The following is a 14,106-nucleotide window of genomic DNA, read 5'->3' on the forward strand; positions in this document are numbered from 1 at the left end:
CAGAGACAGTACAAAAGACAGCGACAAGCTAGAGAGCGGTGCACTGTGTCCGGTGGAGAGGTGGCCGGGATCCTGGTGGCCGTCTTCTGGGCGATCCTGGTTTCGTTCCTCGCCGTCGTACTGGTGAGACTGGCCCAGACGCTCCGGGCGACGACCAAGCTCGTGGCGGACGTGACCGAGCAGGCCGTCCCGCTGCTCGCAGACGCCTCCGCCACCGTACGGTCCGCGCAGACACAGCTCGACAAGGTCGACGCGATCGCGACGGACGTCCAGGAGGTCACGTCCAACGCCTCCGCGCTGTCCACCACCGTCGCCTCGACCTTCGGTGGCCCGCTCGTCAAGGTCGCCGCGTTCGGCTACGGGGTGCGCCAGGCCATCGGCCGCAGGACCGGTTCCGAACCGGAGGACGCCCGGCGGCAGGTGATCGTGGGCCGCACCGTGCCGTCCGCGCGCGCCAGGAAGCGCAACGGCAGAAGCTCCCGCGGACCGAAGGACTGACGCAGCCATGTTCCGCCGTACGTTCTGGTTCACCGCAGGTGCCGCCGCCGGTGTCTGGGCCACCGCCAAGGTGAACCGGAAGCTCAAGCAGCTCACCCCCGAGAGCCTGGCGGCGCAGGCCGCGGACCGGGCGATCGAGACGGGTCACAAGCTCAAGGACTTCGCTCTGGACGTCCGTGAGTCCATGGTCCGGCGCGAGGCCGAACTGGGCGAAGCGCTGGGCCTGGAGGCACCGGTCGACCAGGACCTCCCGGTCCGGCCGCATCTCGTCGTGACCACCGAACACCGCAAGCTCCCCTACACGTCGTACAACCGGAATGAGGATCACTGATGGAGTCGGCTGAAATTCGTCGCCGCTGGCTGAGCTTCTTCGAGGAGCGCGGTCACACCGTCGTCCCTTCGGCGTCGCTCATCGCGGACGACCCGACTCTGCTGCTGGTCCCCGCGGGCATGGTCCCCTTCAAGCCGTACTTCCTCGGTGAGGTCAAGCCCCCGGCCCCGCGCGTCACCAGCGTGCAGAAGTGCGTCCGTACGCCGGACATCGAAGAGGTCGGCAAGACCACCCGGCACGGCACGTTCTTCCAGATGTGCGGCAACTTCTCCTTCGGTGACTACTTCAAGGAGGGCGCCATCACGCTCTCCTGGGAGCTGCTCACCAACTCCGTGGCGGACGGCGGCTTCGGCCTCGACCCCGAGCGGCTGTGGATCACGGTCTACCTCGACGACGACGAGGCCGAGCGGATCTGGCGCGAGAAGATCGGCGTCCCGGCCGAACGTATCCAGCGCCTGGGCAAGAAGGACAACTTCTGGTCCATGGGCGTCCCCGGCCCCTGCGGTCCCTGTTCCGAGATCAACTACGACCGCGGCCCCGAGTTCGGCGCCGAGGGCGGCCCGGCGGTCAACGACGAGCGCTACGTGGAGATCTGGAACCTGGTCTTCATGCAGTACGAGCGCGGCGCGGGCGACGGCAAGGAGGACTTCCCGATCCTCGGCGACCTGCCGTCGAAGAACATCGACACGGGCCTCGGCCTGGAACGCCTCGCCATGATCCTGCAGGACGTACAGAACATGTACGAGACCGACACCCTGCGTGTCGTCATGGACAAGGCCACCGAGCTGACCGGCGTCCGCTACGGCGCCGACCACGGCTCGGACGTCTCGCTCCGGGTGGTCGCCGACCACATCCGCACCTCCGTGATGCTCATCGGTGACGGTGTCACCCCGGGCAACGAGGGCCGCGGCTACGTGCTGCGCCGCATCATGCGCCGGGCCGTGCGCAACATGCGCCTGCTGGGCGCCACCGGACCGGTCGTCAAGGACCTGGTCGATGTCGTGATCGACACGATGGGGCAGCAGTACTCCGAGCTGATCACCGACCGCAGGCGCATCGAGACCGTCGCCCTCGCCGAGGAAGCCGCCTTCCTCAAGGCGCTCAAGGGCGGCACCAACATCCTGGACACCGCCGTCACCGAGACCAAGGCCACGGGCGGCACCGTCCTCGCCGGGGACAAGGCGTTCCTGCTCCACGACACCTGGGGCTTCCCGATCGACCTCACCCTGGAGATGGCCGCCGAACAGGGCCTCTCGGTGGACGAGGAGGGCTTCCGCCGCCTGATGAAGGAGCAGCGGGACCGCGCCAAGGCGGACGCCCGCGCCAAGAAGACCGGCCACGCCGACCTGTCCGCCTACCGCGAGGTCGCCGACAGCTCCGGGTCCACCGACTTCACCGGCTACACCGTCACCGAGGGGGAGTCGACCATCGTCGGGCTGCTCGTCGACGGCGTGTCCTCTCCGGCCGCGTCCGAGGGCGACGAGGTCGAGGTCGTCCTCGACCGCACCCCGTTCTACGCCGAGGGCGGCGGTCAGATCGCCGACCAGGGCCGGATCCGGCTCGACACCGGGGCCGTCATCGAGGTCCGCGACGTCCAGAAGCCGGTGCCCGGCGTGCATGTCCACAAGGGCGTCGTCCAGGTCGGCGAGGTCACCGTCGGAGCTCCCGCCTACGCCTCGATCGACGTGAAGCGCCGCCGGGCCATCGCCCGCGCCCACTCCGCCACGCACCTCACGCACCAGGCGCTGCGCGACGCGCTCGGCCCGACGGCCGCCCAGGCCGGTTCCGAGAACCAGCCCGGCCGCTTCCGCTTCGACTTCGGCTCCCCGAACGCCGTCCCCGGCGCGGTCATGACCGACGTCGAGCAGAAGATCAACGACGTGCTCTCGCGCGAACTCGACGTCCAGGCCGAGGTCATGTCGATCGACGAGGCCAAGAAGCAGGGCGCCATCGCCGAGTTCGGCGAGAAGTACGGCGAGCGGGTCCGGGTCGTCACGATCGGCGACTTCTCCAAGGAGCTGTGCGGCGGAACGCACGTCCACAACACCGCCCAGCTGGGTCTGGTGAAGCTGCTCGGCGAGTCGTCCATCGGCTCCGGCGTGCGGCGCATCGAGGCCCTGGTCGGCGTCGACGCCTACAACTTCCTCGCCAGGGAGCACACCGTCGTCGCTCAGCTCCAGGAGCTGGTCAAGGGGCGCCCGGAGGAGCTGCCGGAGAAGATCGCCGGGATGCTCGGCAAGCTGAAGGACGCGGAGAAGGAGATCGAGAAGTTCCGCGCGGAGAAGGTCCTCCAGGCCGCCGCCGGGCTGGCCGAGTCCGCCAAGGACGTACGAGGCGTCGCCCTGGTCACCGGCCAGGTCCCCGACGGCACCTCGGCCGACGACCTGCGCAAGCTCGTCCTCGACGTCCGCGGCCGCATCCAGGGCGGCCGACCGGCCGTCGTGGCCCTGTTCACCACGGCCAACGGGCGTCCGCTGACCGTCATTGCCACCAACGAGGCGGCCCGCGAGCGCGGTCTCAAGGCCGGTGACCTGGTCCGTGCCGCGGCCAAGACCCTCGGCGGCGGTGGCGGTGGCAAGCCGGACGTAGCCCAGGGCGGCGGCCAGGACCCGGAGGCCATCGGCGCCGCCGTGTCCGCGGTCGAGCGCCTCGTCACCGAAACGGCGTGACCGCGGGAATGACGCAGATGCGCCGAGGCCGTCGCCTCGCGATCGATGTCGGGGACGCCCGGATCGGGGTCGCTTCCTGCGACCCCGACGGGATCCTCGCCACGCCGGTGGAGACCGTGCCGGGACGCGATGTCCCGGCGGCCCACCGGCGGCTGGGGCAGATCGTCGAGGAGTACGAGCCGATCGAGATCATCATCGGCCTGCCGAGGTCCCTCGGCGGCGGCGAGGGACCTGCCGCCGCCAAGATCAGGGTTTTCGCCCAGGAGGTCGCCCGCTCGGCCGCACCCGTTCCGGTGCGATTGGTGGACGAGAGGATGACCACAGTGACGGCCAGTCAAGGGCTACGCGCTTCGGGCGTGAAGTCCAAGAAAGGGCGATCCGTCATCGACCAGGCTGCCGCTGTGGTGATCCTTCAGAACGCTCTGGAGTCCGAACGGGCCTCGGGCCGCCCGCCCGGGGAAGCCGTCGAGGTGGTTGTCTGATCGCGATACGGTAACGTTCCGCGCGATGCGGCGGTGTATCGAACAAATACCGCACAGCAAGAGACGGAACGTCGTCTCGCGGCTCTAGGGGATCGATGACTGAGTATGGCCGGGGCCCCGGCTCCGAACCGTGGCATCCCGAGGACCCCTTGTACGGGGACCAGGGATGGGGAGGACAGCAGCCCGCCCCCGGCCAGAGCCAGTACGGCGGCCAGCAGCAGCCTTACGGCCACGATCCTTACGCCCAGCAGCAGCCGCAGGACCCGTACGCGCAGCAGCAGCCGCACGATCCGTACGCGTCGCAGCAGCCGCAGGACCCGTACGCCCAGCAGCAGCCGCACGATCCCTACGCCCAGCAGCAGCCGCAGGACCCGTACGCGTCGCAGCAGCCACATGATCCGTACGCCCAGCAGCAGTACCCCCAGCAGCCCGGCTACGGCGACCAGCAGGACCCGTACGCCCAGCAGGCGCACCAGTCCCAGCAGCCGGCTTATGGCGACGGCGGCTGGCAGACCGGGCAGCAGCCGGCCGCGGCGCCCTACGCCCCCCAGCCGGCCGACCCGTACGGCGGGGGGCAGGGCGGCTACCCGGAGGCGCACGACTCCTACGGCACCCCGGAGGCCTACCCTCCGCCGCAGCCTCCGGGCCACCGCGAGGCCGGTGCCCAGCAGGCCCCCGGCCACCGTGAGGCCGCTCCTCAGCAGCCCCCGGCGCCCGGCGCGGACTGGGATCCCGAGGTCCAGCCGGAGGAGACCCACCCCTTCTTCACCGGCGCCGACGAGCGCGAGGACGACCGGGAGGGCCGGGGTGGCCGCAAGCGCGCCCGGGACGAGGACACCTACGACGAGGACGGCGAGGGTGACGACTCGCGCGCGTCCCGTCGTGGCGGACGCGGCGGCGGCAGCGAGCGCCGGGGCAAGGGCAAGAAGAAGAGCCGCAACGGCGTCGCCTGCCTGGTCGTCTCGCTGGTTCTGGTCGGAGGGCTGGGTGGCGTCGCCTACCTCGGTTACGGCTTCTTCAAGGACCGGTTCGGCGAGGCGCCCGACTACACCGGTGCGGGCACCGGCCAGGTCGAGGTCGAGATCGAGAAGGGCGCCTTCGGCTCCGACATCGGCAACATCCTGAAGGAGAAGGGCGTCGTCAAGAGCGTCGACGCGTTCGTCTCCGCGCAGAACGAGAACCCCAAGGGCAAGTCGATCCAGGCGGGCGTCTATCTGCTCCGCAAGGAGATGTCCGCGGCCGAGGCCGTGAAGATGCTGGTCGACCCCAAGAGCCAGAACCTCCTGGTGATCCCCGAGGGACGCCGCAACGTCCAGATCTACGAGCTGATCGACAAGAAGCTGGACCTCAAGGCAGGCACGACCAAGGGGATCGCCAAGGCCAACGCCTCCGACCTCGGTCTGCCCGGCTGGGTGAGCAAGAACAAGGACGTCAAGGACCCGTTGGAAGGTTTCCTCTTCCCGGCCGCCTACTCGGTCACCAAGGAGACCAAGCCGGAGGCCATCCTCAAGCAGATGGTCTCCCGCTCCAACGAGGTGTACGAAAAGCTCGACCTCGAAGGCACGGCGAAGAAGCACAAGCTGGACGGCCCCTGGCAGGTCCTCACCGTCGCCAGCCTGGTCCAGGCGGAGGGGCTCACGCACGACGACTTCCGCAAGATGGCCGAAGTCGTCTACAACCGCCTGAAGCCCGACAACACCGTTTCGAACGGCAAGCTCGAATTCGACTCCGCGTTCAACTACCTCAAGAACCAGAGCAAGATCAAGATCGGGACAAACGAGATCCGGACCAACCCGGACCCGTACAACACCTACTACCACGCTGGTCTGCCGCCCGGCCCCATCAGCAACCCCGGCGACGAGGCCCTGCGCGCGACGCTCAGCCCGACCGGCGACGGATGGATGTTCTTCATCTCGCTCGACGGCAAGAAGACCCAGTTCACCAAGACGGCCGCCGAGCACGACAAGCTCAATGAGAAGTTCAAGGAGTTGCATGGCCTCGGCTGACCGGCGCCGCCGCGCCGCCGTCCTCGGGTCGCCCATCGCGCACTCGCTCTCCCCGGTGCTGCACCGCGCCGCGTACGCCGGACTCGGCCTCACCGGCTGGACGTACGAGCGGTTCGAGATCGACGAGGACGCGCTGCCCGGGTTCGTCCGGGGGCTCGACGCCGAATGGGCCGGGCTCTCGCTGACGATGCCGCTGAAGCGGGCGGTCATCCCGCTGCTGGACGTCGTCAGCGAGACCGCCGCGTCGGTGGAGGCCGTCAATACGGTGGTCCGCACCGACGACGGCCGTCTGTCCGGCGACAACACCGACATCCCCGGCATGATCGCCGCGCTCCGTGAACGCGGGGTGGAGAAGACCGGGTCCGCCGCCGTCCTCGGTGCCGGGGCGACCGCCTCCTCGGCGCTCGCCGCGCTGTCCGTCCTCTGTACGGGACCGGTCACCGCGTACGTCCGCAGCGAGGAACGGGCCCGGGAGATGCGCGGCTGGGGCGAACGCCTCGGCGTGGACGTCAGGACCGCCGACTGGGCGGAGGCCGGGCAGGCCCTGAGCGCCCCACTGGTCATCGCCACCACCCCCGCCGGAACCACCGACGCCCTGGCCGCCGCCGTACCGGAGAGGCCCGGCACCCTCTTCGACGTGCTCTACGAGCCCTGGCCCACCCGGCTCGCCGCCGCCTGGGCGGAACGGGGCGGCGCAGTGGTCGGAGGTCTCGACCTGCTGGTGCACCAGGCCGTCCTCCAGGTCGAGCAGATGACCGGCCGTACGCCCGCGCCGCTCGCGGCCATGCGGCAGGCCGGTGAAGCCGCTCTCGCGGAACGCTGAGCCCGCGGTCCGTGGTGCCGCGGGCCGTCCGTCTGCTGGACCGGCGGCCGGTCCGGGCCCCGGTTCGTGGGAGGATCGGGGCGGCGGGCCAGGGCCGCGCACCCGGTCGCGCCGTCGCAGTTCCAGGCGCGAGCATGAGGAGCACCGTTGAGCAGGTTGCGCTGGCTGACCGCGGGGGAGTCGCACGGCCCCGCACTCGTGGCGACGCTGGAGGGTCTTCCCGCCGGTGTCCCGATCACCACGGAGATGGTGGCGGACGCGCTCGCCCGGCGCCGGCTCGGTTACGGCCGCGGTGCGCGGATGAAGTTCGAGAAGGACGAGGTCACCTTCCTCGGCGGGGTGCGCCACGGCCTGACGATGGGATCCCCGGTCGCCGTGATGGTGGGCAACACCGAGTGGCCCAAGTGGGAGCAGGTCATGGCGGCCGACCCGGTCGACCCCGCCGTACTGGCCGAACTGGCGCGCAACGCCCCGCTGACCCGCCCGAGGCCCGGCCATGCCGACCTCGCGGGCATGCAGAAGTACGGCTTCGACGAGGCCCGGCCCATCCTGGAGCGCGCCAGCGCCCGGGAGACGGCGGCCCGTGTCGCGCTCGGCGCCGTGGCGCGCTCGTACCTCAAGGAGACCGCGGGCATCGAGATCGTCAGCCATGTCGTCGAGCTGGCCGCGGCCAAGGCGCCCTACGGCGTCTACCCGACGCCCGCCGACGTCGAACGGCTCGACGCCGATCCGGTGCGCTGCCTGGACGCCGACGCGAGCAAGGCGATGGTCGCGGAGATCGACCAGGCCCACAAGGACGGGGACACCCTCGGCGGCGTCGTCGAGGTCCTGGCGTACGGCGTGCCCGTCGGCCTCGGCTCGCACGTGCACTGGGACCGCCGCCTCGACGCCCGGCTCGCCGCCGCCCTGATGGGCATCCAGGCCATCAAGGGCGTCGAGGTCGGTGACGGCTTCGACCTGGCCCGGGTGCCCGGCTCCAAGGCGCACGACGAGATCGTGGTCACCGAGGACGGCATCAAGCGCGCCTCCGGCCGCTCCGGCGGGACCGAGGGCGGCCTGACCACCGGCGAGCTGCTGCGGGTCCGTGCCGCGATGAAGCCCATCGCGACCGTCCCCCGGGCGCTCGCCACCGTCGACGTCGTCACGGGCGAACCGGCCAAGGCGCATCACCAGCGCTCCGATGTCTGTGCCGTTCCGGCGGCGGGCATCGTCGCCGAGGCGATGGTCGCGCTGGTCCTGGCCGACGCGGTCGCGGAGAAGTTCGGCGGCGACAGCGTCGGCGAGACCCACCGCAACGTGCGGTCGTACCTCGACCACCTCCACATCCGATGAGCGGCCCGCTGATCGTCCTCGTCGGCCCGATGGGCGTCGGCAAGTCCACGGTGGGGGAACTGCTCGCCGGCCTGCTCTCCACCGGCTACCGGGACACCGACGCGGACGTGGTGGCCGCCGCCGGGAAGCCGATCCCGGAGATCTTCTTCGACGAGGGCGAGGACCGCTTCCGGGAGCTGGAGCGGCAGGCGGTGCACACCGCCCTCGCCGAGCACACCGGCGTCCTCTCCCTCGGCGGCGGCGCGGTGCTCGACGGGACGACCCGCGCCCTGCTCGTCGGACGCCCCGTCGTCTATCTCTCGATGGACGTCGAGGAGGCCGTCAGACGGGTCGGGCTGAACACCGCCCGCCCGCTGCTCGCCGTCAACCCGCGCAGGCAGTGGCGCGAGCTGATGGAGGCCCGCCGCCACCTGTACACCGAGGTGGCCCGGGCGACCGTCGCCACCGACCAACGCACCCCCGAAGAGGTCGCCCGCGCGGTCCTCGACGCACTGGAACTGCCGGAACGCGGCGACGGCCCCGTCGCCCCCGGCCAGGAGAAGACACGTATGACCGAGCAGGCATCCACCCGCATCCCGATCGCGGGCAGCGCGGGCACCGACCCCTACGAGGTGCTGGTCGGCCGACAGCTGCTGGGCGAGCTGCCCGCGCTCATCGGCGACCGCGCCAAGCGGGTCGCGGTGCTCCACCCCGAGGCGCTCGCCGAGACCGGTGAGGCGGTCCGCCAGGATCTCGCCGGGCAGGGCTACGAGGCCATCGCGATCCAGCTGCCCAACGCGGAGGAGGCCAAGACCGTCGAGGTCGCGGCCTACTGCTGGAAGGCGCTGGGCCAGACGGGCTTCACCCGCACCGATGTGATCGTCGGCGTCGGCGGCGGCGCTACCACCGACGTGGCCGGGTTCGTCGCGGCGAGCTGGCTGCGCGGGGTGCGCTGGATCGCCGTACCGACGACCGTGCTCGGCATGGTCGACGCGGCCGTCGGCGGCAAGACCGGCATCAACACCGCCGAGGGCAAGAACCTCGTGGGTGCGTTCCACCCGCCGGCCGGGGTCCTGTGCGACCTCGCCGCCCTGGACTCGCTGCCGGTCCACGACTACGTCAGCGGCATGGCCGAGGTCATCAAGGCCGGATTCATCGCCGACCCCGTCATCCTCGACCTGGTCGAGGCGGACCCGGAAGGCGCCCGTACGCCCGCCGGGCCGCACACCGCCGAGCTGATCGAACGGGCCATCAGGGTCAAGGCGGAGGTCGTCTCCGGGGACCTCAAGGAGTCCGGGCCGCGCGAGGTCCTCAACTACGGCCACACCCTGGCCCACGCCATCGAGAAGAACGAGCGCTACAAGTGGCGCCACGGCGCGGCCGTCTCGGTCGGCATGGTCTTCGCCGCCGAGCTGGGCCGGCTGGCCGGACGTCTCGACGACGCCACCGCCGACCGGCACCGCACCGTCCTGGAGTCCGTCGGGCTGCCGCTCACCTACCGGGGCGACCAGTGGCCCCGGCTGCTGGAGACCATGAAGGTCGACAAGAAGTCCCGCGGCGACCTGCTGCGCTTCATCGTCCTCGACGGCCTCGGCAAGCCCACCGTCCTGGAGGGCCCCGACCCGGCCGTGCTGCTCGCCGCGTACGGGGAGGTGTCGGCGTGACCCGCCGGGTCCTGGTCCTCAACGGGCCGAACCTCGGCCGCCTCGGCTCCCGCGAGCCCGACGTCTACGGCGCCACCTCCTACGCCGGGCTCGTCGACGCCTGCCAGACGCTCGGCAAGGAACTCGGTTTCGACGTCGAGGTCCGCGAGACCAACGACGAGGGCGAGCTGATCCGCTGGCTCCACGAAGCGGCCGACGGTTCAATTCCGGTCGTTCTCAACCCGGGGGCCTTCACGCACTACTCGTACGGGATGCGGGACGCGGCGGCCCAGCGCACCGCGCCGCTGATCGAGGTGCACATCTCCAACCCGTACGCGCGAGAGGAGTTCCGCCACCATTCCGTGGTCGCGCCGGTGGCCACGGGAACCGTCGCCGGGTTCGGCATCGGCTCCTACCGGCTCGCGCTGCGCGCCCTGGCGGACGGACCGGCCGGCTGACGGACCGGAGGAATCCCGGCCGTTCGGGCACTGCGGCGGCTTCCCGGCCGTTGTCCCTGTGGCGGCCGGGAACGGTACGGTTGCCCTCCCACCAGCGCCAGTTGACTGTACGAGACGGAGTGGCACCGGATGCAGCACGCAGTGGGGGCCCCGCTGCCGCCGCCCCAAGGCCCCGCAGGCGGACCTGTCGGCTGGTCGTACCAGGCCCAGCACCCCGGCCCCGCGGGACCGGCGGGACCGCCGCCCGCGGCCCCGCCCGCGCCTGCCGGATGGAGCGGCCCGGCCCCGTGCCACGCCCCCGGGCCCCCCGTCAGGGAGACCACCGGGCACGTCCAGCTGCCGCCCGGCGGCCCCGTCCCGCTGCCCGTGCCGCCCGCCGGACCCGGCACCGGCAGCGCGACCCTCGCGGTCCTGCTGATCGGCCCGGCGGGCGCGGGCAAGACCACCGTGGCCAAGCTCTGGGCCAGCCGCCGCCGGGTGCCCACCGCCCACGTGAGCCTCGACGACGTCCGCGAATGGGTCTGTTCCGGCTTCGCCGACCCGCAGGCCGGGTGGAACGACCACTCCGAGGCGCAGTACCGCCTGGCCCGGCGCACCTGCGGCTTCGCCGCCCGCAACTTCCTCGCCAACGGCATCTCCTGCATCCTCGACGACGCCGTCTTCCCTGACCGGCCGGTCGTCGGACTCGGCGGCTGGAAACGCCATGTCGGCCCCGGTCTCCTGCCGGTCGTCCTGCTGCCCGGCCTGGAGATCGTGCTGGAGCGCAACGCCGCCCGCAGCGGGAACCGCCGCCTCTCGGACGAGGAGGTCGCCAGGATCCACGGCAGGATGGCGGGCTGGTACGGCTCGGGTCTGCCCATCATCGACAACTCGGCCTATGACGTGGAGACCACCGCCCGTGTCCTGGACGACATCCTCGCCCGGTCCATAGCCAGCCCGCCGAGCTGGTGAATCCTCGCCCCCCGGTCGGATGCGCTGACCGCGCAGGTCCGCGCCACCGCTCGTAGGCTCGTGGCATGTCAGAGGTGTACGCCGTCCGCCGCGGAGCGCTCCGCGACCAGTGCGCCGCCGCGGGTGCCGCGGCCGCCCTGGTCTCCCGCCCCGCCAACGTCCGCTATCTCGCGGGCGGTGCGCCGCCCGGGGCCGTGCTGCTGCTGGGCCCCGGCGAGGACATGCTGTTCTCGCCCCGCGCCCTGGGCGGTGATCACGCCGAGGGGCGGACCGACGACCGGCTGCGGGTGTCGGTGCTGCCCGTCGCCGACGGCGATCCGGCGGTGGCGGCCGCCGATGTGGCCGGTTCCGCGGGGGCGGAGTCCCTCGCCGTCGAGGAGCACCATCTGACGGTCGCCCGCCACCGGGCCATGGGGTCGGTCGCCCCGCGGCTCCGGCTGGCCGATCTCGGGACCGCCGTCGAGCAGCTGCGGGTGGTGAAGGACGAGGAGGAGATCGCCTGTCTGCGGATCGCCGCCGAGATCACCGATCAGGCCCTGGGCGAACTCCTGGAGTCCATCCTGGTCGGCCGCACCGAGCGGCATCTCGCCCTGGAGCTGGAGCGCCGTCTGGTGGACCACGGTGCCGACGGCCCCGCGTTCGCCACCTCCGTGGCCACGGGGCCGAATTCCGGCCGGGGCCGCCACCGCCCCTCGGACCGACGGGTCGAGGAAGGGGATTTCCTCTCCGTCTGCCTGGGCGCGAGCTACCGCGGCTACCGCTGCGAGATCGGCCGCACCTTCGTCATCGGGACGGCGCCCGCCGATTGGCAGATCGAGCTCTACGAGCTCGTTTTCGCCGCTCAGCGGGCCGGTCGCGAGGCGCTGGTGCCGGGCGCCGCGTACCGCGACGTGGACCACGCGGCGCGTAATCTCCTCGATTCCGCGGGGCACGGCGGCGGCCTGGCGCCCTGGACCGGGCACGGCGTGGGACTCGAAATCGACGAGGACCCGCAGTTGGCACCTGCGGCCATGGGTAAACTGGACGCTTGTGTGCCGGTCACCGTCGAACCGGGGGTCCACCTCCCGGGCCGGGGCGGAGTCCGGATCGATGACACGCTCGTCGTGCGCCCCGAGGCGGACGGCGGACCCGAGCTACTCACCATCACGACCAAGGAGCTGCTCGCGCTCTAGCGCGGATCCTCGGTCGTCCACCAGCTTCAGCCCAGGAGATTCCGCAACCGTGGCTTCCACGAACGACCTCAAGAACGGCATGGTGCTCAAGCTCGACGGAGGCCAGCTCTGGTCCGTCGTCGAGTTCCAGCACGTCAAGCCCGGCAAGGGCCCGGCCTTCGTGCGCACCAAGCTCAAGAACGTGCTCTCCGGCAAGGTCGTCGACAAGACGTTCAACGCCGGCGTGAAGGTCGAAACGGCCACCATTGACCGTCGCGACATGCAGTTCTCCTACATGGACGGCGACTACTTCGTCTTCATGGACATGGAGACCTACGACCAGCTCCACGTGGACCGCAAGTCCGTCGGCGACACCGCCAACTTCCTGATCGAGGGCTTCACCGCCTCGGTGGCGCAGCACGAGGGCTCGGTGCTCTACGTCGAGCTCCCGGCCGCCGTCGAGCTCGTCATCAAGGAGACCGAGCCGGGTGTCCAGGGCGACCGTTCCACTGGTGGAACCAAGCCCGCCATCCTGGAGACCGGTTACCAGATCCAGGTCCCGCTCTTCATCACCACCGGTGAGAAGGTCAAGGTCGACACCCGCACGAGCGACTACCTCGGCCGGGTGAACAGCTAACCGTGGCTGCCCGGAACAAGGCCCGCAAGCGCGCCTTCCAGATCCTCTTCGAGGCCGACCAGCGCGGTGAGTCCGTGCTCACGGTCCTCGCGGACTGGGTGCGGCACTCGCGGTCCGACACCCGTCAGCCGCCGGTCGCCGAGTACACGATGGAGCTCGTCGAGGGGTACGCGCAGTACGCGGACCGGATCGACGACCTCATCGTGACGTACGCCGTGGACTGGGAGATCGACCGCATGCCGGTCGTCGACCGGAACATCCTGCGCCTCGGTGCCTACGAGCTGATCTGGGAGGACGGCACGCCGGACGCGGTGGTGATCGACGAGGCGGTCCAGATCGCCAAGGAGTTCTCCACCGACGACTCCCCGTCCTTCGTCAACGGGCTGCTGGCCCGCTTCAAGGACCTCAAGCCGAACCTCCGCCGGGAGCAGTAGCCCCGGCGGCCGTTCAGCCGTCGAAGGGCCCGCGGTCCCCGTGACCGCGGGCCCTTCGGCATGGCGCGGCGGTGCGGCGGGCACGAGGCAGCCGTGCCCGGGGGTGCGGAGGGCACGAAAAAACCGTGCCGGCGCGAGCACCCGATGGGGTGACCCGCGCCGGCACGGCGGTACGTCTCTCGTGTGGGCCTCAGCCCTCTTCGTGGGCCACGGCGCGGCGCGCGTCCGCGTCCAGCACGCCCCAGCTGATCAGCTGCTCCGTGAGTACGGAGGGCGACTGGTCGTAGATCACGGCCAGCGTGCGCAGGTCGTCCTGGCGGATCGACAGCACCTTGCCGTTGTAGTCGCCGCGCTGGCTCTGGATCGTCGCGGCGTAGCGCTGGAGCGGACCGGCCTTCTCCGGCGGCACGTGGGCCAGACGCTCCAGGTCCAGGACCAGCTTCGGCGGCGGCTCGGCGGCGCCACCGGGCGTCGTGCCAGGCAGGAGCTCCTGCACCGGGACACCGTAGAAGTCCGCGAGCTCAGCGAGGCGCTGCACGGTCACGGCACGGTCGCCGCGCTCGTACGAACCGACCACGACGGCCTTCCAGCGGCCCTGGGACTTCTCCTCCACGCCATGGAGGGAGAGACCCTGCTGGGTGCGGATGGCACGGAGTTTGGCCCCGAGCTGTTTTGCGTATTCGCTGGACATAAAGCTCCCCGGACGCTGGGA

General features: G+C 71.1%; 14 protein-coding genes. 13 read left to right on the forward strand and 1 reads right to left on the reverse strand.

Going from position 1 to position 14,106, the window contains the following annotated elements; all coding sequences use genetic code 11:
* Nucleotides 1-60 precede the first annotated feature (60 nt).
* The 13 genes from ACFVWY_RS07545 to nusB all read left to right on the forward strand — a co-directional run bounded on the left by ACFVWY_RS07545 (nucleotide 61) and on the right by nusB (nucleotide 13,394).
* Entirely contained in the window at nucleotides 61-498 is a 438-nt protein-coding gene (locus ACFVWY_RS07545; RefSeq protein ID WP_389868356.1) for a DUF948 domain-containing protein, read from the forward strand.
* Between the two features lie 7 nt (nucleotides 499-505).
* Nucleotides 506-829, forward strand: a complete 324-nt coding sequence (locus ACFVWY_RS07550) for a hypothetical protein (protein WP_389868252.1) — start codon at nucleotides 506-508, stop codon at nucleotides 827-829.
* Nucleotides 829-3,498, forward strand: a complete 2,670-nt coding sequence (gene alaS, locus ACFVWY_RS07555; protein WP_389868254.1) for an alanine--tRNA ligase — start codon at nucleotides 829-831, stop codon at nucleotides 3,496-3,498. The genes ACFVWY_RS07550 and alaS overlap by 1 nt, the downstream gene beginning before the upstream one ends.
* Before the next feature lie 8 nt (nucleotides 3,499-3,506).
* On the forward strand, nucleotides 3,507-3,980 hold the full coding sequence (gene ruvX, locus ACFVWY_RS07560) for a Holliday junction resolvase RuvX (RefSeq protein ID WP_389868358.1): 474 nt from the start codon (nucleotides 3,507-3,509) through the stop codon (nucleotides 3,978-3,980).
* Between the two features lie 95 nt (nucleotides 3,981-4,075).
* Nucleotides 4,076-5,986, forward strand: a complete 1,911-nt coding sequence (gene mltG, locus ACFVWY_RS07565) for an endolytic transglycosylase MltG (protein WP_389868256.1) — start codon at nucleotides 4,076-4,078, stop codon at nucleotides 5,984-5,986.
* A complete protein-coding gene (locus ACFVWY_RS07570; RefSeq protein WP_389868258.1) occupies nucleotides 5,973-6,809 on the forward strand; it encodes a shikimate dehydrogenase in 837 nt (278 codons plus the stop codon). The genes mltG and ACFVWY_RS07570 overlap by 14 nt, the downstream gene beginning before the upstream one ends.
* Before the next feature lie 147 nt (nucleotides 6,810-6,956).
* Nucleotides 6,957-8,141 carry a chorismate synthase gene (gene aroC / locus ACFVWY_RS07575; protein WP_389868259.1) on the forward strand — a complete coding sequence of 395 codons (1,185 nt, stop codon included), beginning with the start codon at nucleotides 6,957-6,959 and terminating at the stop codon, nucleotides 8,139-8,141.
* Nucleotides 8,138-9,784, forward strand: a complete 1,647-nt coding sequence (gene aroB / locus ACFVWY_RS07580; RefSeq protein ID WP_389868261.1) for a 3-dehydroquinate synthase — start codon at nucleotides 8,138-8,140, stop codon at nucleotides 9,782-9,784. Before aroC ends, aroB begins: the two co-directional genes overlap by 4 nt.
* Nucleotides 9,781-10,221, forward strand: a complete 441-nt coding sequence (aroQ, locus tag ACFVWY_RS07585; protein WP_389868262.1) for a type II 3-dehydroquinate dehydratase — start codon at nucleotides 9,781-9,783, stop codon at nucleotides 10,219-10,221. The genes aroB and aroQ overlap by 4 nt, the downstream gene beginning before the upstream one ends.
* A gap of 129 nt (nucleotides 10,222-10,350) precedes the next feature.
* Nucleotides 10,351-11,172 (forward strand): Pro-rich N-terminal domain-containing protein, encoded by an 822-nt coding sequence (locus ACFVWY_RS07590; protein ID WP_389868263.1) that lies wholly within the window; start codon nucleotides 10,351-10,353, stop codon nucleotides 11,170-11,172.
* A 65-nt stretch (nucleotides 11,173-11,237) separates the two neighbouring features.
* Complete coding sequence (locus tag ACFVWY_RS07595; protein ID WP_389868265.1) at nucleotides 11,238-12,344, forward strand: M24 family metallopeptidase; 1,107 nt, start codon at nucleotides 11,238-11,240, stop codon at nucleotides 12,342-12,344.
* Nucleotides 12,345-12,393: 49 nt separating this feature from the next.
* Nucleotides 12,394-12,960: an elongation factor P gene (gene efp, locus ACFVWY_RS07600; RefSeq protein WP_389868266.1), complete on the forward strand. Its 567-nt coding sequence runs from the start codon at nucleotides 12,394-12,396 to the stop codon at nucleotides 12,958-12,960.
* A gap of 2 nt (nucleotides 12,961-12,962) precedes the next feature.
* Nucleotides 12,963-13,394 carry a transcription antitermination factor NusB gene (gene nusB / locus ACFVWY_RS07605; protein ID WP_389868268.1) on the forward strand — a complete coding sequence of 144 codons (432 nt, stop codon included), beginning with the start codon at nucleotides 12,963-12,965 and terminating at the stop codon, nucleotides 13,392-13,394.
* A 190-nt stretch (nucleotides 13,395-13,584) separates the two neighbouring features.
* Here the strand turns inward: nusB and bldD are convergent, their stop codons facing one another.
* Nucleotides 13,585-14,085: a transcriptional regulator BldD gene (bldD, locus tag ACFVWY_RS07610; protein WP_014044812.1), complete on the reverse strand. Its 501-nt coding sequence runs from the start codon at nucleotides 14,083-14,085 to the stop codon at nucleotides 13,585-13,587.
* Between the last annotated feature and the right edge of the window lie 21 nt (nucleotides 14,086-14,106).

Origin of the sequence: Streptomyces sp. NPDC058195, from assembly GCF_042883525.1 — a bacterium.
GTDB lineage: Bacteria > Actinomycetota > Actinomycetes > Streptomycetales > Streptomycetaceae > Streptomyces.

Coding starts and splice junctions, on each gene's coding strand:
- ACFVWY_RS07570 (WP_389868258.1), top strand. CDS start 5,973: ATGGCCTCGGCTGACCGGCGCCGCCGCGCCGCCGTCCTCGGGTCGCCC.
- bldD (WP_014044812.1), bottom strand. CDS start 14,085: ATGTCCAGCGAATACGCAAAACAGCTCGGGGCCAAACTCCGTGCCATC.
- alaS (WP_389868254.1), top strand. CDS start 829: ATGGAGTCGGCTGAAATTCGTCGCCGCTGGCTGAGCTTCTTCGAGGAG.
- ACFVWY_RS07590 (WP_389868263.1), top strand. CDS start 10,351: ATGCAGCACGCAGTGGGGGCCCCGCTGCCGCCGCCCCAAGGCCCCGCA.
- ACFVWY_RS07550 (WP_389868252.1), top strand. CDS start 506: ATGTTCCGCCGTACGTTCTGGTTCACCGCAGGTGCCGCCGCCGGTGTC.
- aroB (WP_389868261.1), top strand. CDS start 8,138: ATGAGCGGCCCGCTGATCGTCCTCGTCGGCCCGATGGGCGTCGGCAAG.
- ACFVWY_RS07595 (WP_389868265.1), top strand. CDS start 11,238: ATGTCAGAGGTGTACGCCGTCCGCCGCGGAGCGCTCCGCGACCAGTGC.
- ruvX (WP_389868358.1), top strand. CDS start 3,507: ATGACGCAGATGCGCCGAGGCCGTCGCCTCGCGATCGATGTCGGGGAC.
- mltG (WP_389868256.1), top strand. CDS start 4,076: ATGACTGAGTATGGCCGGGGCCCCGGCTCCGAACCGTGGCATCCCGAG.